The organism is Winogradskyella epiphytica (assembly GCF_003217215.1).
In the GTDB taxonomy this organism is placed as follows: domain Bacteria; phylum Bacteroidota; class Bacteroidia; order Flavobacteriales; family Flavobacteriaceae; genus Winogradskyella; species Winogradskyella epiphytica.
Map to the genome: position 1 here is coordinate 79,148 of NZ_QJTD01000003.1, position 20,457 is coordinate 99,604.

Here is a 20,457-nt window from a genome sequence, read left to right on the forward strand (position 1 = left end):
ATTAGCGACGCAGTGCAAAGTGACCAGTATAGGTCTTACCATCTGTAAACTTAGCAACAAACCAATAATCGTCACTTGGTAGTTGTCGACCGTTTAGAGTTCCATCCCAACCTCCGCTCAACGTTGTTTGTTGCGTAATAAGTTTTCCGAAACGGCTATAAATTTGAACGACTTCTATTTGATTAAATTGAGCATTAGTGCCAATAACCCGCCATGTATCATTTTGATTATCACCATTTGGTGTAAAGTATTTTGGAAAGCCTAAAACGGAAATGGTTTCTTCAACAATTCCGCAACCGTTTTTATCTTTTATATAGACGGTATGGAAACCTCTTCGGACATTAGTAAATACGTTAGAGTCTTGATAGGGGCCATTGTAATCATCTAAGGCATATTCATAATCACCTTCTCCGGAAACATTAATGCTTACACTATTATTAGGATCAACTCCAATGACATCCACACTTTCTAAGATGGCCAAATTTGACGATTCTACTGTGATTGTTCGACTTGCAGAACAGCCGTTTGGATCTGTAACAATAACGGTGTAGATCCCAGGTTCTGTAACATTATAAAACAAGGTCGTTACATCTGTAGTTGTACCATTAAATTGCCATTCGTAGTAATAGTTATTGGGCAAATCATTAAGAACTCCTCCATAAATTTTAAGAGGTTCGGGAAATGTGTTCAGACAATAGGATACCGTTTCATCGGCTTCTAATAAAGGTGTGTAAAGAACTTTAAGGTCCACAGACGTTACGCTGAAACATTGATTGTTACTTGTGACTTTTACGTAAATTGTTTGTTCGTTGGCTATACTATTTTCAAATGAATTCGATAATGGGTTAGTTTCATTAAAAGCATCTTCTTCAGTTTCATAATAGCTCACATTGGCACCTTCAGGAATTTGATTGAGAATAGAGCCTTCTATTAGTGATAAATCGAAATTAGCGAAGCCATCAACCATATCGCCATCACATCCGTTTAAGTCTGGAATATTTAGGACGTTATTTGAAATTTGTAACTCTAATTCAGCAATACTCGAGCAATTTGCTTGATTTTTAATACGTGTATAGACAATTTGATTTGGGTAGGTGTTTTGAAAAGCTTCAGGTGTTGTAATAGGATTTTCATTTGCTATAGCATCGGCTTCTGTTAAGAAAAAACCTTCGATACTTAAATCTTGATCTCCATTTACTAAGTCAAATGTGGCATTAAATAAATTATAAGTGGTTAATCCATCTTGATTGATATCACATTCAACTAAAACCGAATCGTTAACAACGGGTAAAGGTGCATATTCAACTATGACTTCTCCGTAAGAAATACAATTATTTTCTAATGTGACTTCAATAGTGTAGGTGCCAGGCTCAGTAATGGTGTAAGTTTCACAGTCTGTGCAGTTACTTGGTTCAGATAAGATTAGATTTCCATCTTTGTACCATTTATAAGCGCTTTGTCCATCTTGAACTGCGCTAATTTCTAAAGTTTCCCCATGGCATAGCGCATTAGAAGTTGCTATAAGCATGTTTGGACCTAAGTCCGTAGAAAGTTCAAAACTTCCTGCTTCTAAAAAAACAGCGGAATCATATCTGTAATTTTTTTCATCAGCAATCACCAACTTTACGTGGTAGGTTTGGTTAGGAGTTATATTTGCGGTAGCTGTTAAAATTGCCGTTTGGCCATTAAAGTTGATAGGTGCATCGCTACCATTATAACCTCCGAAATAGGTTTCGTTTTGTGGCGGACAAACTCCAGGAACTCCCGGGGTTACGGTTGTTGCTTTAACAGGTGTATCTGTATCTGGTACTAAGGCAATATTTTCAAATTGATTTTGAGCACCTACGGGTTTAATCAGAAATCCAAAAAGATCCGAGTAATTACAACTATTTGGGTCGTTTTCTTGATATTCTTCCGAAGCAAAAAGGTATCTGAAACTAACTTGCGAAGCAGCAGAAGTAAATTCGAATTCTATAATTGTAGCATTTACAGTTCCAGATTCGTTTAAGGCATTCTCTAAATCTATATCACCTCCCCAATTTGGTGCATCATCATCACTTAAACTTGTGTTTGGTCCAGGGACATTGCTTAATCGTCCAGTACTCATTACAATGCCACTTTCAAATGGAAATGAAGATCCATTCGCTTCAAAGTAGCCATAGCTTTTGTCTGTACTCCCAAAGTCACCACCAATTACATTTGTGACATTAATATTGTCAATACAGTCACTATCAATTAATACATTCTCAATAAGTTCTTGAGGAGTGTAGTTTTGGCTATCTACGATTATATTTTGCGAATACGTAAATAAGGATCCAATGAGGGCAGTTAAAAGGACTAAATACTTCATTTTAAAATTTAGAGAAGGCAAAGATAAGCATACAAGTTAATCAAAGATATAAATAGGTGTTAAAGAAATTGTAGGAGGTTTACTTAACGGCGTAAGGTGAAATGGCCTCGTACTTCAAATGCAATACTTTCTTGTTTAACTTCAGCTAAAAACCAATAATCATTAGCAGGCATATGATGACCGTTATACGTTCCATTCCATCCCTGAGAATTATGACCCAACTGTTTTAAAAGCTTACCGTAACGATCAAATATATAAACGATACTTCCGGGTAAGGTTTCGATACCAATAATATGCCAGGTGTCATTTTGCCTGTCTCCATTTGGAGTGAAAAATTTTGGGGCATCAATAACGAGTACCTCTTTAGTAACTTCGGCACAGCCATTTAAATCAATTATGGTAATAGTATGATAACCAAGAGCAACATTTTCAAATACATTAGAATTTTGTGGGACACCATCATCTAGAATATAGAGGTAATTTCCAATTCCGCTAATGGTTATAGTAATATTGTTGGGGTCTGAAAAATCTACTGTTTCCACGACGTCGATATTGGCAGACTCTGATTCTATTACATTGAATGTGCTGGTATTTTGACAACCAAATTGGTTTGTGATGGTTACAGTATAAGTTCCTATCTCATCTATTTGTATCTCAGGTGTTGTAGCATTTGTTGACCAAAGATAGGTGTCTGTATTTACGTTAGTGTATGCTGAAACCATTAAAGGTAAGTCATTCAAACAAATAACCTGGTCCGTGATTGATGCAAATGGTAACTCATGGATTATAACTGAAAACTGTGTGGTATCAAAACAACCTGTTTGAATATTTTCAAGTCTTATATAAATTACTTGTCCATCAAAAGCTAAATAATTTTCATTAAGTGCTTCCATGTTTTCAATCGCATCATCCTCTGTTTGATGATAGGTTACCAGAAATTCATTTGAATTCTGATCACCTAAAATTTGAGTGGTTTGTTGGTTTAAATTGAATTCGAATATTCCATCAAAATCGTCATCACAAGCTTGTAAGTCACTTGGGGTATTTGCAATTGGTAAGGGCTTTACGATGATATTAAAAGGATAAACAGCATAACAATTCGTGGTGCTGTATTCTACTCGTGCAAAAAGAGTATCTGTTGTATCCGTATAGAAATAATCAGTATTCAAAGGGTTTTGATTATTTTCTGCATCAACTTCAGATGTGAAGTAGTTTAATAAAACATTATAGGTGTTGTCTAATAGGATTGTATTAATCTCCTTTAGATCGACAAAATTTTCTGAATTCTCACAAATTTCGTAATTCTCAAATTCATTAATTGGAGGAGGAGAGTTCACAATTAGTTCAAACGGAACAATATCATAACACTCAGTTGTGGCATTCCTGATTTTTGCGTAAATGGTTTGTGAGCCTTCAGAATTTATATAGTTTTCCGGACTCTGTATTCGATTCTGATTAGCTATAGCATCATCTTCAGATTCGTAATATGTAAAGGCTATATTATATTGTCTTCCATCTAAAATATCTAACTCTATTTGGGTTAAATCCCATTCTGGTGATAAATTATAATTATTTCCACATGCCTCTAATTTTTGGTGAAAATTCACTTCGGGTAGTGATAGTGTATTCATCCAAAAAGAAGCCGTATCGTGACATCCTGAGTTGATGTTTTCAATTCGTGCATAAATTAATTGTGGATTACTCGTCGCTGTAAAGTTTAATGGAATTTCATTAGTGCCTAGTTCGGCATTAAGAGGGGAAAGGTGAAACGTAACAATTAAACTCGTAGGAGAGCCTAAGTTGATTTCTTGTATTTTATTATTTAGGTCGGTAGTGGCTAAGCCTGTTTTATTAATATCACATTCAAAAACATCACTCGGTTCGTTAAAGATAGGTGCTTGCCGAGACTCAATGTTCATTGGCGCTACTTTAAAACAAGAGTTACCAGTTTCATTTTCTAAACGAACATAGATGGTCTGAGGATTAGATGACTGAAGATAAGCTGTGTTTTTATCAATCGGATTCACTCGATTTATGGCATTTGCTTCAGTTTCAAAATAAAGAACTTGCATGTCTTCCTGTCCATTAATTATCTCGGTATCTTTATTAATGAATAAAAATTCTGAAGGCGTACTTAGATCTAACTCACATTTAATAAAATCTGTAATTTCATTCAGGAAAGGGGTAGCATATATTTGTATATCATAACTAAATATTGAAAAACAATCTAGTCCTTCGATTTCACTGCGAATAAAAACGGTAGTACTTTCTGTGTTATAGTCAGTCCGATTTATGATTGGATATTCATTTTCTACAGCATCTTCATAGTCCTCGAAAAAAGTAAAGTTTATATTATTCATTCCTCCAGAAAGTTCGGGTAGTATATTCTCAAGATTGACATTGGAAAATCCATCCTGATCATCATCACAGATAATAAGTGGGTCGGGATTACTAGCTCCGATAGCATTTGTAATATTAACTTGGAGAGTTGAAACGTCGTGACAGGTTGAAAATATATCTATCACTCTTATAAATAAAGTTTGTTGATTACCAACGATATCTACACTCTCCACTAATTGGTTGACTTGATTTTCTGCATCTTCCTCAGTGAGGTAAAATTCAACTTGGCTAACAATATTAAGGCCATCTACTACGGTTTCAACCAAAGGATCTAAAACAATATTTGTCGTATTTGTTAAAGGATTTGTGTTTCCACAATAATCTATTGTTTTGGGAGGTACGTATAGACCTGGAGTTATTCCTAAGTTTAATTTAGAATTGAGAGAGCAATCTTTATACGACGAACTTAAATAAATGGTTTTAGAACCTATGACTGTTAAAGGTATATTTTCATCTAAAGGATTAGTGTCGTTTAAGCGATCTTCTTCCGATTCATAAAATTGTAAGTCTATGTCGTAAGTACCTTTGAGTTCTGCGGCAACTTCTGCTAAATTATAATTAACAACTCCATCGTTAGTTTCATCATCGCATTTAAACAAATTAAGTTCTTTTTTAAACCTGTTGAATAATAAATTTTTGTGGAACTCTACCCTTAAAAATGTTGGGCAGTTTTCGCCATTTGTTCTAATGCTAATGGGTACTATTTGGGTAGGTGATGCTGTAGTGATAGTTCTTGGGATGCCCATCACTAACATTTCAATTTGAACAAAAATATCAGGATAGATTGTTTCAATCTCACTTATCATGTCCTCAAGATTATAAAGAATGGGTAAGCTGTTGTAGTCATAAGTCTCTCCATCAATAGACTCATTATAATCAGGGTCCATACAAAGGTTGATAATATAGCGTTCACCAATATCTGGAGGAGTTATATAATTTAAATTAACACGAACAACTGATGGGCAAAAGTTGTAGATATCTTCAACTCTTGCATAAAAGAAAGGCAATTCATCGTCAATATTAGGGAATTCAGTTATTGCATTTTCAGTATTTGTAGCATCTTCTTCGGTTAAGTAAAAAGTGACATTGTTATCTAGTTCAAAGTTAGAAACGGTATAAATGAATAAGTTTAAATCGTAGAATGAAGGTTCTACTAATTCACCATTACAAACATCAATGGTGTATTCTAAAGTATTAGGAGATTCTTTAACTAAAATATCGAATGTACCAATTTGAAGACAGTCTCCAGCTAAACTTTCAATCCGTACAAAAAAGGTCTCAATACTTTCCGTGTTTTGATAAATCCCAGTAATCCGATTCTCATTATTTTGAGCATCATCTAGTGAATTATGATAACTTATAGTATAATCTGTAGATGGTAAATTGGCATAGATTTCCTCATTTTTTAGCGAGAAATCAAAATCGAAAAGACCATCACTCGGTTCAGGGTCACAGACTTCCCAATTGTTTATTAGAGCAGCATCTTGATAAGGTGTAATTTCTATGTTTATGGAGTCTTCGAGTATACAATTCCCACTAGAAGTAGGGATTGAAACTTCCACGCTATAGGTTCCCGAGTCTTCCACGTCTATGCTTGGGTTAATTTCACCTGGAATGAGATTCCCATTCAAATACCATGAGTAATTGGCTGCAGAGTTACTCACATTAGCATCTAAAGTCAGGGCTCTACCGCAAATAGTTTGATCGGGTCCTAAGTTAATTGAAGTCCCGAATCCGTCTGCTTCAATAAAGACGGCAGAGTCGAATCTCTCGTCAAAATGATCTGCTATAACAAATTTAATGTGGTATGTTTCGTTCGCAATAATGTCTGTTCTAGCTGTTAAAACCTGTGTGCTACCACTAAAATTAGTGTCTCCACTATTATAACCTCGAAAATATTCTTCGTTAAGAGCGTCACAAAAACCAGAAATATTTGGTCTAATTGTGTTGGAACTGATTTCAGTAGAGGTCTCAGGAATAACTGCAATATTAACGTAAGGATCTGAAGTACCTGCGCGTTTTATTAGAATGGCAAATACATCTTTAAAATTACAAGGAAATTCTTGTTGGTATTCTTCTGAAGCAAATAAATAATTGAATGCTATTGAATTATTGGGAGAAGAAAAGTCAAATTCTATGGATGTGGCATTTAGAGTCTGATCGATTCCTATGACTTCAAGAATATCTGAGTCGGTTCCCCAAGCTATATCACCTTCACTTAAATTATTTGGGTTAGGAATATTTCCTGCCGAACTTACGCGGCCTGTCGATAAAATTAAACCACTCTGAAGTGGGAAATTGGAAGAATTATTATTGAATGAGCCGTAGCTCACTATATTGTTAATGTCTCCGTTTATAGGTGATGAAACATTATTTACCGTGATACAATCATTACCAACTAAATTTTGAATAAGTTCATTAGGTTCTTGGGTATTATCTGTAGAAACCTGCTGCGCAAATCCAACTTGGATTTGAACAAAAAGAATAATAAACCATAATGTTCTTAACTTTTTCACTAATACTCCAAAGGAGAGGATAATTCTTTTTTTATAAAAATATGAAAAAGTTAAGAACCTTTATTATAATATGGTTAATTAACGAAATTTATGGTTTTTGAAATTTGTATAAAATTTACCTTCTTAACGTAAAATGCCCTTTTAATTGAAAGGCAATCTCACCACGTTTTACATTTGCAACATACCAATAATCACTTGCTGGTAATTTTAAGCCATTAAATGTGCCATCCCACCCGGGTGTATCAGAACGTATTTGCGTTAAAAATTTACCGTATCGATTAAATATATCGATAACAGTTCCTGGTAAGGTTTCTACACCAACAATGTGCCATGTGTCAAATGCACCATCATCGTTTGGTGTAAAGAATTTTGGGATATCTATCACTAGAACTTCCTTAGTAATGTTAGAACAACCGTTTAAATCAATAATTGTTATTGTATGATATCCCATGGCTACATTCTCAAAAACATTAGATTCTTGAGGAGGGAAATTATCTAATTGATACATGTAATTACCAATTCCACTAATGGTCACTGTAATATTATTTGGATCTGAGAAATCAACTACTTCGGTTGTTTCAATTGTGGCAGCTTCAGACTCTGTAACGTTAAAAGAACTGGTGTTTGGACAACCTAAATCTGATGTCACTGTTACCCAGTAGCTTCCTACTTCCGTAATTTCTATTTCTGGAGACGTTTCTCCTGTAGACCATAAATAAGTATCAGTGCTTACGTTAGTATTAGCAGAAACTAATAATGGTAGATTATCAATACATACGACTTGATCTCCTATATCAACAAAAGGTATAGGGTTGATGATGATTGAAAACTGTGTAAGACTATAACATCCTGTGGTGTTGTTTTCTATACGAGCATAGATAACCTCACCATCAAATGCAACATAATTCGTATCAAGAGGCATGATATCTTCATGAGCTTCTAACTCTGAATTATGATAAGAAATTGAATATAATGTTGGGCTTTGACCTCCTAATATGGATGCGTTTTGTGATGTTAAATCAAATTCTAAGATTCCATCATGATTATCGTCACAGGCTACCAAATCACTCGGCTGATTTGCAACAGGTAATGGGTCTACTATTAAATTAAATTCATAATAATCGAAACAATGAGTGGTACTGTATTCAGCTCTAACATATAAGATTTCTGAAGTACTTTGATACTCGTAATTTGTGTCTAAGGCATTTGTATTGGCAATAGCGTCTGCCTCATTAGAGAAATAACTAAATAATACATTAAAGTTAACATCTGTTGCTATTTGGTTAATCAGTGATAAATCAACCGTATTGTCAGGATTCGAACAAACATTATAAGTTTGAAAGTCGTTAATCACTGGCGGCTGATTTACAATTAGTTCAAAAGGCACTAAAGCTGGACAATTAGATAAGGTATTGGTTACTTTAATATATACCGTTTGTGGGTTAGTTAAATTAGTATAGGATTCTGGTACTGCTATTTCATTTGTATTTGATTCAGCATCCTCTAAAGTCTCATAATAATTAATAACAATATTTTCCTGTCTAACATCCGTAATATGATCTTCTGCTGTAGTTAGGTCAAAAACAGAGGTTCCGTCCATATCCTCTTCACATACAATCATTGGTGCTACAGGAGTCATATCAGGGACTTTAATAACATTGACTACAAATGATGTAATAGATTGGCATATGGTTCCGTTATCTATCTGTACGTAAATTTGTTGTGGATTTACCGTGTTTGCGTACTGCAGAGGAATTTCGTTAGTGTTATTTTTTGCATCTAGTTCTGTAGTGAAAAATTTAACACTTTGAATATCTGGAATTCCAGCCGATACTTCATCAACTATACTCGTCAAGTCTAATAAAACAGATCCATCGTTAGAGATATCATCACAGACAAAAATATCTGTTGGCTCATTATAAGTTGGATTTGTTCCAACCTCAATTTGAAAAGATGACGTCATATAGCAAGATTCGTCTGAGATGTTTTCAACTCGCACATATATTTCTTGCGGATTGCTAATGTTTTCATAAACACTAGTTTTATCAATTGGGTTAGTCTTGTTTTCTGCGTCTAAAGCTGTAAGGTAGTATGATACTTCATTTCCAACTTGACCACTTAAAGCTTCCTCATCCTTAGTTTGGAAAATAAATTCTCCTATACCATCAGAAACATCCTCACAAAAATTATATTCGTCGACATAGTTGGTTAAGTCACCTACAAAAGGTAAAGCGTTAACCGTAATACTAAGTTCTTCTATTACATAACAGTTTGTATTACTATTTTCAACACGCATATAAACGATTTCCGTTGTTGCCTCATAGTTATACATGGATAGAATAGGATTCTCATCATTTTGCGCATCTGATAAGCTATTGTGAAAAGTTACCGTACGATTTGATGTCGCTAAAATTGAAGTTGGAATGCTCTGGTATAAATTAACTGAAGAATAACCATCTCTGTCGTCGTCACAAATAATTATATCATCAGGCTTTTCGCTTTCTGGAGCAGGGATTATGTTTACTTCTAAAGAGTTATTTGTAAAACATCCCGTTTCTGAAAAGGAAATTCGTGTATATAAAGTAAACGGATTTGAAACGTTTTCATATAAGTTAGGTAGTGCGTTAGTATCGTCTATTGCATCTTGTTCCGTTAAATAATATTTTACATTAAAACCAGTTTGACCGTTCGTTACATCTGCATTTAAATGAGATAAATTAGTGGTGACTATTCCATCTTGATCGTCGTCACAAACTTCTAAGGTGCCAACAGAATCAAATTCAACTATTGGGAATAGGATCAGTTCAAATTCCGCGAATTCAGTACATGTTGGACTTTCTAAAGTAATATAAATAATCTGTGGGTTATCCTGTGACGGATAAGGGCTAGATGAATCAATTGGATTTGTCCCATTATTCCTATCGTCTTCCGTTTCGTAAAATGTTACAGTAACATCTTCTAAGTTATTTATTATAGTAGTTGCAATTGAATCAAAGGTGAAATCCTCTGTGCCATCATCATCAATATCACATGCAGTCACATCTCTAATATTAGTTGCAGTAAGTAATAGATTACTATGTAACTCAATCGGAGCAACAGATGAACAACCAGAAGAATCGTCTTCAACTCTAATATAAATGGTTTGTACGTTTGCGTTAATATTCGAATAATTAGATTCGTCTGCTATGGGGTTGGCACCAGTTAGAGCATCCTCTTCCGTAAGATGAAATGTTGTGGATACACCTGTTAGACCTTCTAACACGTCTGGAATTATTGATGTTAAATCAAAACTCGCAAATCCGTCAAGATCTGAGTCACAAGCATCAATAAAATGTGGCCCTAGGGCGTTGATCGTCGGACTATCGAAAACACTTATATTTATAGTAGTTGTTCTTATACAACCAGTGTCAACATCTCTAATACTTACAAATAGTTGTTCGTTAGGGTTAGTGTTAGAATATGGCATTGGGAATGCGTTTACTCCATTTGCAGCGTCGCTTGCCGTCCCATGATACGTAACAATTAGGTCATTTTGTCCTAGCACAATTTGACTATCTCTAAGAGAATTCAAATCCATAGAAGCGATACCATTAGCAGAAGCATCTGCACATATAACGACATCCGAAGGGTTTCCTATAATAGGTGGTGTATGAACTACTAAATTAAATGTAGAATAAGCTAAACAACCATTAACATTATCTTCAATTCTAACGTGAACTGTTTGAGGATTGGATGTATTTTGAATCTGAGAAGTGATAGCATTATTGTTATTTAATGCATCTGTTTCTGTATAGTGATATGAAATCGTATAGGTCGATGGTGGTACGGTATTTAATACTTCAGCATTCTTAGTTGATAAATCAAAAGTTTCAACTCCGTCACCGCCTAAATCGTCACAAACTTCATAATCTGATATAGGATCTGATGTTTGAGGTGAGTTTAATGTGATGTTAATATCATCTTCAATATAACAAGAACTACCTGCAAGAGGAATTTGTACCTTAACGTTATAATTTCCAGATTGTATTGCATTAAGAGTTGCTTGTGTTTCAGATGGCATTAACACCCCATTCAAATACCATGAGTAAACGGCATTTGGATTACCAATATCAGCATCTAAAGTAGAGCTCGTTGCACAAGTCGTAAAGTCTTCACCTAGGTCTACCGAAGCGTCAAAGCTATTACCCTCAATAAATACAGCAGAATCAAAATTTTCATCATTTTGATCAGCAATCACAAGTTTAATCTGATATTGCACATTAGGTTGGATGGATGCCGTTGCAGTAAGAACCGTAGTTCTACCATTGTAGTTGGTGTCTCCAATATTATAACCTTCAAAATATTCATCATTCGAAGCCGGACAGAATCCTACGATTTCAGCATGTACAGTGTTGGTATTTACTGGAGTAGTTGTACCTGGTACTAATGCAATATTTGTATATGGATTAGTCGTTCCTGCTTCTCTAATTAAAAATGCAAATCCATCAGAATAGTTACATGGATTATTCCCAAAATACTCTTCTGAGGCTAAAATATAATTGAATTGAATTTGGTTTGAAATTGAAATAAAATCAAACTCTATTGAAGTTGCATTCAGCGTTCCAGAAATTCCTAAAGCCGTTTCCAAATCACTATCCGTTAACCAAGTGTCATCTCCTGCATTTAAAACATTTGTATTTATACCGTTTCCTGCAGAGCTAGCGTCACCTGTAGTTAATACGATTCCATTTTCAAAAGGAAAATTAGAAGCACCACGCTCAAAATAGCCATAACTGCCTATTCCTAATGTAGATCCATTTAAAGGCGAAGAAATATTTGAGACTTCCACACAACCTTGAACAAGGGTGTTTTGAATTAAGTCCTGTGGCGAGACTGAATTATCTACCGAAATTTGTTGTGAATATGATATACTACAAATTAGGCAAAAAATTAAGAAGAGGGAGCGGTTGAAATATGTCATTAGTTTCGCTTAAATTTAATAATTAAGTGGAGGACGAGCTAGAACTCAAGACTACACATATTTAATAGGGGCGAAATATACCTACTCTAAAGACGAAATACAAATAAATACGACGAAATACATAAAATGTTAACATTTATTGTCGGTATAGGTTGTATTATGTTAAAATGCACCCAAAAATTCACTTTCCTTCCACAAATTAAACTCTCAATAACCTATTTATCTTTTTGAAATATGGATTACTAAAAGGTACAAAATATTAATCAAATACCATGCAAAACTAAATAGTTGATAATTAGAATTTTATCTTTATTCGTAAATATGTTAATCTGAAAGCGTAAAATGTGCCAAATGAAGGTTGACTTCAGTACTGTTATTTTAATTATAAAGCAGTACTGAATTTAGAAAAAGTTGAATTTATATTAATAATTTACATAGACCCAGCCTACTTTAGGTCGGTATTTAGGATCATTCAAATTTAAGACATAATAATATGTGCCAACAGGAACAATATTGCCTTTATTATTTAAGCCTCTGTTTATTTCGCCATTCCACGGTTTATCGTTGTTTCCGTAAAAGATGAGTTCACCGTAACGATTGAAAATTTGTAATTCATGCTCAGTAAAAATATTATATAATCCCTGAATATTAAACCAATCATTTTTTGAATCATTGTTTGGTGAGAAGCCTTGTGGAATATAAGGAGGACAATTTTCTATGTTCAAATTAAACTGAAAAATTTCATAACAAGGTGGACTAATTAGTTTAATATAAATAGTTTCTGGGTTTGAAACATTATAATAATGGCTAGGCATAATTATAGAATTATCTCCTAAATGTAAATCTTCCAATGAACGATAAAATGATAGGTCTTCCTCATTAAAATCCAAGCTTTCAATAGCTTCAAATAAATTATAAGTTGAGCTTTCAAATCCTTCGTTACAACCAATAAGGTCTGGTAGAATGGTGGTTTCAGGAATAATTAGTAATTCAATCTCTTTAAATGCACTATTGTTGTTTTCATTCGATTCTGTAACAACTCCGTTCATGGTGCCGTCATCATCTACTATCGCAATAATTGTAACCAAAGAGTCAAGGTTGTCTGGTAGATTAATGCTTATGGAGCTGCTCTCGCTTCCATTAATAGCAATTTCATTTTGAGTTACACTCACGCCAATTAAACTATCGTTATAATAAAACGCAATTGGTGTATTGGCAGGTAAAATAGCGGTGCTATTACTATTGTAAACGGTATAAAAAATTTCAATTTGGTTATCACCACAACTCATAGCATCATTATCAATCGTGATCGTAGCATCTGGTAATTGACTATTAAGAACTGTTATAATATTATTAATCATTACAAAGTCCTGACCAGATGTTAAAACAATATTAGCTGTGGTGTCGCCAATATTAATATGATTTTGAATGCTATAAACATCAATATCCATATTGTAGAGGTTGGATTCTCCTGTAAAAGAATTTGTGCCGTTAAATGCATTGTTAGCAGGGTTTAAAGGGTAATTACTAATAACACTTCCGTTAATAGTCAACTGTTCGTTTACAGCAATTGATCGGTCACCTTCCCACGCCACGAATCCAATTTTAGCATTTTCATTGTCTAAAACATTGAGATTATCTAATGTTATACTTAAATATTCTGGGACACTCTGTAAACCATCATATACATTTAGTTGATTTAGCGGAAGGTTAGAGTCCTCATATATAATAGTAATGGCCCAACCTCCAAAATTTGTTCCCGATGGACAGTAGGGAGCGATTACATCAGTGAGGTCGAAATTTGAAATGGTATATTCAGTACTTCCTTGATCTATAATAATTGAAGTAACATCGGCAAAGGCAGCAAAGAAAATCCGATTACTATCTATAGCATCGCTAAAGGTTCGTTCTGTTGTAATATCTATATTGTTCAATGAGATATTAAAATCACCAGCACCAGATCCTGCCCAATACAAATAGGCAGCGACCACATTTTGGTTGTCGTTTAGAGTTAAATTTGCCGATGATTCAGTGTGAATCTCACAAGGAGCACTAGTGCCATTTTCGGCTAAGTTCATAGTATTTCCAATGGCGAGATAATCGTAGCGACCATTAAATTGCTGGTACAAGGAAATGTCTTGAGCCATTAACAGCTGAGAAATACTTATGACGTATAATAATATGTATTGGTATGTTTTCAAATTTGAAGGTTGATCATACCAAAATACAAATTTTTAAGTTAGCGCTTCAATGTGAAATGACTTGTAAATGTTCTGCCATCTTCAAGCTGTACTTTAAACCAATAATCGCTAGATGGTAGTTTTATTCCATTAAATGTGCCGTCCCAACCAACGCTTAACGGATCGAGTTCTTTTAAAAGTTGCCCATACCTATCAAAAATATAAATAGTGGAATTCGATTGAAATTCTGATGAAATCCCTTTTACTTGCCAAAAGTCATTGTTGTTATCATCATTTGGTGTGAAAAATCTAGGGAAACCAATTACGGAGATTAAATCTTCTGTGATGCCGCAATTATTTTTATCCCTTATATAAACCGTATAGAGGCCTGGAGGTACATTTTCAAAAGTATTTGAATCTTGATAAGGACCCCATATGTCTTCTAAAGCATATTCGTAATTACCTTCACCATTCACTAGGATTGAAACGGAATTATTAATTGTTCCATCAACGATTTCAATGTTGGTTATGCTTGCAATATTAGAAGGTAAAACCTTTATTACTCTATCTTTAAAACAACCGTTAGAATTCGTAACTCTAACCGTATAAGTGCCTGGTGAATTTGCATTAATTTCAGTGGTTGTTTCACCTGTAGACCATAAATAACTATAGTTGTTTGGTATGTCGTCAATGACTCCTCCAGATAAGCTTAAGGTTTCAGGAAATAGATTGAGACAATAGTAAGCTTCAGATGTAGTTTCAATATTAGGAAGTGCGAAAACAGAAAGTTCTACCGTGCTAATCCCATAACAAGCATTTGTGTTTTCTACTCTTGCGTAAATAGTTTGATTGTAAGGTATCGTATTAGTAAAAGTTGAGCCAAGAGCATTGCTTTCGACTAAAGCATCATCATAATTTTCATAATAAGTGATATCTAAATCAGCAGGAGCTCCAGCTAAAATAATTGGCTCTGCATCAGCTAGATTAAACTCCATAAAGCCATCTTCTATACCATCTGTATCGCATAGTTTTAAACTTGTATTATTTGTAGACGTTGTACTAACTTCTAAAGTGATATGACTAATATTTGAACAGCTCGTTGTTTGGTTGGTTACTCGAGCATAAATAATTTGAGGGTTGAAGTAGTTCTCAAAAGCATTGCCATCAATCTCATTAATTTGATTTTCGGCATCTGTAAGAGAGAGGTAATATGAAATGGTAGTATCTGGATTTCCTCCTGTAATGTCGTCGGCAACTTCAGTGATATTAAAAGTAGTAAAACCTTCAGGAATTCCATCTTCGTCACATTGAATCAAGGTAACATCATGGGCTATAGGTTTTGGGTTCACATGAATCTTAAAAGAAGTAAATCCTATACAACCTAAATCGAGATCTTGAATTCTAACAAAAATATCAGTTGGAGTGGGAGCTGTATTAGAATACAGAAGAGGTAAAGCTGAAGTAGACGTTTCAGCATCTGATTGACTCAAATGGTAGCTAATATCATAATTAACACCGACGATTCCATCGAGAATTTCTTCACTTTTAATATTAAAATCAAAAGTAACTTGACCATTTTGATCATCGCCATCTAAGTCGTTATCGCAAATACGGTAATCTGAAGGTTGATTAAAATTGGTTAATGTTGAAACATTTATATCAAAGTCGTTAATAATATAGCAGCCTGATGTCGTATTTTCTACCCTAACATAAATGGTTTCATTTGGAGAGGTATTATTAAAAACATTTCCTAAGGGATTAATATTTATATTGGCATCACTTTCCGATAAGTGATAGCTCACTTCTACATCAGATTCGTTATTAATGATATCCTGAGTCAAGGAAGTGAAGTCCAATTCTATAATATTATCATCAAACGGAGCATCATTATCACAAATATCTATAGTTGGTAAACTTGTAGAACTAAGGTTGTCTAACAAAGGATTAGTTGGTGCTTCTGGGAAGGTTGCCGTTCCTGTCCATTCCATAGAAAAGGGACTATTACCAATTGGTCTATCAATAACTATAAAGTAGCTTTCGCCTGCTAAGGCATCTATTTCACTAACAAAACTATCGCCATTTGCACCTGGACCATCAAAGGTTTCTGTTGAGGTAGAGTTTAAGCCTGTTAAGTTGTTACCTTGATTAGCCGCAGCTGGATTTGTTGTAGAACAACGAATAGCCTGCCCAATATTACCACATTCAACATTAGGACCAAATACGAAAAAATCGTAATCTTCATTAATACTATTACTGTCGGGTGTCAATGTAAAAGCTAAGGTTCCGTCTGTTGCAATATCAACTTTTAACCAAATACTATTGTATTCTCTACTTCCACAAGAGTTTGAATTATTTAATTCCTGTGTGCCAACCCCATTAACATCTAAATTGAAATCCGAATTTCCACAAACGGTTACAGCAAATTGGCAATCATTTGGCTGTTGTGCAAAACAAAAAGAATTGAAGGAGAAGATTAATATAATTGTCCATAAGGATTTTAGACAAAGTTGAGGGAATTGAATCATCGTTTTAATGTAAAGTGATTGGTATAGGTGCGTCCATCTTCTAATATAACTTTAAACCAATAGTCACTTGTTGGCATTTTAGCACCATTGTAAGTGCCATCCCATCCAGGACCTAAAGGGTCTAGTTCTTTTAAAAGTTTTCCATACCTATCAAAAATATAAATGGTTGCATTGGCTTGGAATTGTTCTGTAATTCCATAGACTTGCCAAAAGTCGTTAATTGAATCGTTATTCGGTGTAAAAAACTTAGGAAATCCTATTACCGAAATTAAATCTTCAACAACGCCACAATTATTTTTGTCTCTAACGTAAACGGTGTGCAAACCAGGTTGAACATTATTAAAAGTAGAACTGTCTTGATAAGGGCCGTTAACATCATCTAATGCGTACTCATAATTTCCTTCACCATTGACTATAACAGAGATTGAATTGTTTTGTGAAGCATGAACAATGTCAATATTTATAATGTTGGCAACGTTTGAAGGTAAAACAGTAATTGTGCGATCTTTGAAACAACCGTTGGTGTTCATTACCCGAACGTTATAAATTCCTGCCGCATTAATTTGTATTTCTGAAGTGGTTTCTCCTGTAGACCATTCATAATAATAGTTACTTGGGGAGTCTTCAAGAATACCGCCATTTATAGTTAAGGTTTCAGGAAATTGATTTAAGCAATAGTAAGTTTCAAATTCAGTAGCTAGATTAGGTAAGCTTAAAACTGTGAGTTCAATTTCACTGATGCCAAAACATGCGTTGGAATTTTCTACTCGTCCATAAATGGTTTGACTATAGGGAACTGTATTGGTAAACGTAGTTTCTAATGGGTTGTTTTCTAGAAGTGCGTCCTCGTAAGTTTCATAGTAGGTTACATCTAAACCTATTGGTGAATCAGATAAAATAGTAGTTTCTGCATCCAAAAGATTAAAGGCCATCAAGCCATCTTCGGTTCCGTCGATATCGCATAGGGTTAAGCTGGTATTGATTGAAGATGTGATATTAACCTCTAAGGAAACTTCACTAATATTAGAACAACCGGAATTTGTATTAATCACTCTTGCATATATAATTTGAGGGTTGAAATAATTCTCAAAGGCATCAGCATCTATACTGTTTTCTTGGTTTTCGGCATCCAATAATGATGTGTAAAATTCTACATTATGGTTAGAAATGTTATCGGTAATTTCACTGATGTGATTAGTGAGATTAAAAATTGTGAATCCTTCAGGAATGCCATCTTCATCACATTGCACAATAGATGTTTGATTAGCAATTGGAATCGGATTTATAATTAAACTGAAACTACCTGTTGAAAAACATGCTGGATTTAGAGTGTTTTCTATCCTAACAAAAATAGTTTCATTGACAGCTGAAGTGTTGGTGTAATTTAAAGGAAGTTCATTGAAGCCATTGTTAGCATCATTTTGTGAAGCATGAAATGACACACGAGTTTGTGTCGCATCTTGGTCGCCTCGAATTGTTGGTATTAAGTCTCCAAGTTGAATTGTAGCGATGCCATCTGAAACGTCCCCTTGATTATCACAAATTTCAAAATTATTTAATGAGTGGATTTTTGGTGTGTTAAAAATCTCAACATTAAAGGAGTTAACGGCAAAACAATTCGGGTTTTCAGAATTATAAACACGAACAAAAATAGTTTGAGGATTACTTATGTTGTTGTAAGGAAATGTAATTTCGTTTTCACCAGAAGTGGCTTCATCTTCCGTTTCGAAATAACTCACCTTGTAAATTAAGGGATCTTGATTTAATAAGGCTTCAGCATTTTTATGACTAAAGTCCAAACTGTAAAAGCCAATATCTCCATTGTCGTCACATATAATTTCGTCGGAAAGTGAATAAACTATGGGAATATCAAAAACACCGACTACAGCACTTCCTTCAATTGGGCAATCTCCATTATTCGGTTCAATATACACCTCATAAAAACCAGGACTAGTAATAAATAATTCTGAAGAGGTTTCAGCTAATTGAACACCATCTAAAGACCAAATATAGTCTGCTCCTGCAATATCATCGGCTTTTAAGGTATAACTGTCGTTGGTACATAGATTTAGTTCAGTAGTGCTGATTCCATTTTTAATGATATCAATTTCCGAATTAAATAGAGATTGAATGAAAGGAGGTAAACCAATACGACTGACATTTTGGTTAGAACCATTAATATCTAAAAGGACACCATGCTCATCGTAATTTGCCGCTGATCCATCAGCTTCAGGATTTTGGATAACTCCTAAGTGTTTTGAGAGTGTAGGATGGTTACTATAACTTAATTGTGCTCTGTAAATTCGTCTGTCAATACCTAATTGTAGTGCTCCCGCCGAAATATCATTAGAGGTATGAATCACTTGGAGCGAGTTAGGAATGTTAGCACTCTCTAAATCCCATTGCAATACTTGACTTGTTCCTGTGCCTTCAATACCTTTGTTGATGGTAGCATAAGCTTTCTTAGTTTCAGCAGAAAACTCTACGCCATAAGGACTATCATTGTTTGTCGAAGCATATAATTCTAAGGAATTTGAAATAATACCAGTTTCATTATCAAAATCAAAAAGATATATGCTTCCTCCAGAATTCCCACCTGTCACAGTAGCTTCACCAAAATTGGCTGATATAAGCTTTGATCCATCAGGAGAGGATTTAATATAACCTAAGGCATTCCGTCTGTAGCCTTCTAAAGGAATATTTGGACCTATTGTTGAAATAACAGGAGTGGTTTCTACACCGGTCGCATCAATTTTAAAAGCATAAAATTTGTTGACAAAATGTGTTATTACCCAAAACGATGTACAGTCTTCAGCACGAACTGCCGTAATTTTTTCTGAACATTTATATTGAATTTCTAAAGGGTCAGCAGGATCGTAGGTAACCAAATGTATGTTCTTTTCAGTGGGAACGACGTCTCCTAATCCATTATTAAGAGTCATATCAATCAGTGAGTAATTGAAACCATTATTAAAACCATCATCAGATTCTGGAACAGATCCGCCTTCTTCGTAAATACCGGTAAACTGATTTGGATATACAGAAGCGTTGTCATGATGTGGCTCATCAACCGTAAAAAGATAATATTTGTCTGGGTCGTTGGGTTTTGGAACTATTAGGCCTGAGGAAGTACTTGAGGGATCGCCTAAAAGACCAGTTCCGGCAGCATAATTGCCATTATCCATGATTTGATGATTTCGATTCCATACGGTTCGTCCATCAGAGTAAAAGCGTAAATTTCCATCCATATCAGAAAAGGAAGTACATCCTTCTAAGGTGTTAATCTGTCCGTTTGTAATAGCCGTAACTGTTCCCGATTCGGCATTAAAACGAAGACCAGCATTCTTGCCGAAATACCAGAATGAAGCCTCCTTTTGTCCAAAACATTGAGCAATAGAAAAGAGTATACATAAAATGAAACAAATCCTTTTCATAAAATCTTAATACGCTAAATACATATAAAGCATACAATATAACCACAAGATATTAAAATACCTTCGTATTAGTTGGTAATGATAAAAAGGAA

Annotated in this window: 6 protein-coding genes and 1 pseudogene; all 7 read right to left on the reverse strand. The window is 34.5% G+C overall.

Features of this window, described 5'->3' with window-relative positions; translation table 11 throughout:
* Window position 1: 1 nt before the first annotated feature.
* The 7 genes and pseudogenes from DFQ11_RS09335 to DFQ11_RS09360 all read right to left on the reverse strand — a co-directional run bounded on the left by DFQ11_RS09335 (window position 2) and on the right by DFQ11_RS09360 (window position 20,365).
* Window positions 2-2,350 (reverse strand): choice-of-anchor L domain-containing protein, encoded by a 2,349-nt coding sequence (locus DFQ11_RS09335; protein WP_110475621.1) that lies wholly within the window; start codon window positions 2,348-2,350, stop codon window positions 2-4.
* A gap of 83 nt (window positions 2,351-2,433) precedes the next feature.
* Complete coding sequence (locus DFQ11_RS15455; protein ID WP_373287854.1) at window positions 2,434-4,710, reverse strand: T9SS type B sorting domain-containing protein; 2,277 nt, start codon at window positions 4,708-4,710, stop codon at window positions 2,434-2,436.
* A gap of 1,782 nt (window positions 4,711-6,492) precedes the next feature.
* A pseudogene (locus tag DFQ11_RS15460) lies at window positions 6,493-7,266 on the reverse strand (choice-of-anchor L domain-containing protein); the annotation flags it as partial.
* 115 nt (window positions 7,267-7,381) lie between these two features.
* The gene (locus tag DFQ11_RS09345) at window positions 7,382-12,226 is read right to left on the reverse strand and encodes a T9SS type B sorting domain-containing protein (protein WP_110475623.1); all 4,845 of its coding nucleotides are present in this window, start codon (window positions 12,224-12,226) and stop codon (window positions 7,382-7,384) included.
* A gap of 422 nt (window positions 12,227-12,648) precedes the next feature.
* Window positions 12,649-14,427, reverse strand: coding sequence for a T9SS type B sorting domain-containing protein (locus DFQ11_RS09350; RefSeq protein WP_229791271.1), 1,779 nt, complete (start codon window positions 14,425-14,427; stop codon window positions 12,649-12,651).
* A gap of 38 nt (window positions 14,428-14,465) precedes the next feature.
* Complete coding sequence (locus tag DFQ11_RS09355; protein WP_110475625.1) at window positions 14,466-16,931, reverse strand: T9SS type B sorting domain-containing protein; 2,466 nt, start codon at window positions 16,929-16,931, stop codon at window positions 14,466-14,468.
* Window positions 16,928-20,365, reverse strand: coding sequence for a T9SS type B sorting domain-containing protein (locus DFQ11_RS09360; RefSeq protein ID WP_110475626.1), 3,438 nt, complete (start codon window positions 20,363-20,365; stop codon window positions 16,928-16,930). Before DFQ11_RS09360 ends, DFQ11_RS09355 begins: the two co-directional genes overlap by 4 nt.
* Between the last annotated feature and the right edge of the window lie 92 nt (window positions 20,366-20,457).

Coding starts and splice junctions, on each gene's coding strand:
- DFQ11_RS09335 (WP_110475621.1), bottom strand. CDS start 2,350: ATGAAGTATTTAGTCCTTTTAACTGCCCTCATTGGATCCTTATTTACG.
- DFQ11_RS15455 (WP_373287854.1), bottom strand. CDS start 4,710: ATGAATAATATAAACTTTACTTTTTTCGAGGACTATGAAGATGCTGTA.
- DFQ11_RS09345 (WP_110475623.1), bottom strand. CDS start 12,226: ATGACATATTTCAACCGCTCCCTCTTCTTAATTTTTTGCCTAATTTGT.
- DFQ11_RS09355 (WP_110475625.1), bottom strand. CDS start 16,931: ATGATTCAATTCCCTCAACTTTGTCTAAAATCCTTATGGACAATTATA.
- DFQ11_RS09360 (WP_110475626.1), bottom strand. CDS start 20,365: ATGAAAAGGATTTGTTTCATTTTATGTATACTCTTTTCTATTGCTCAA.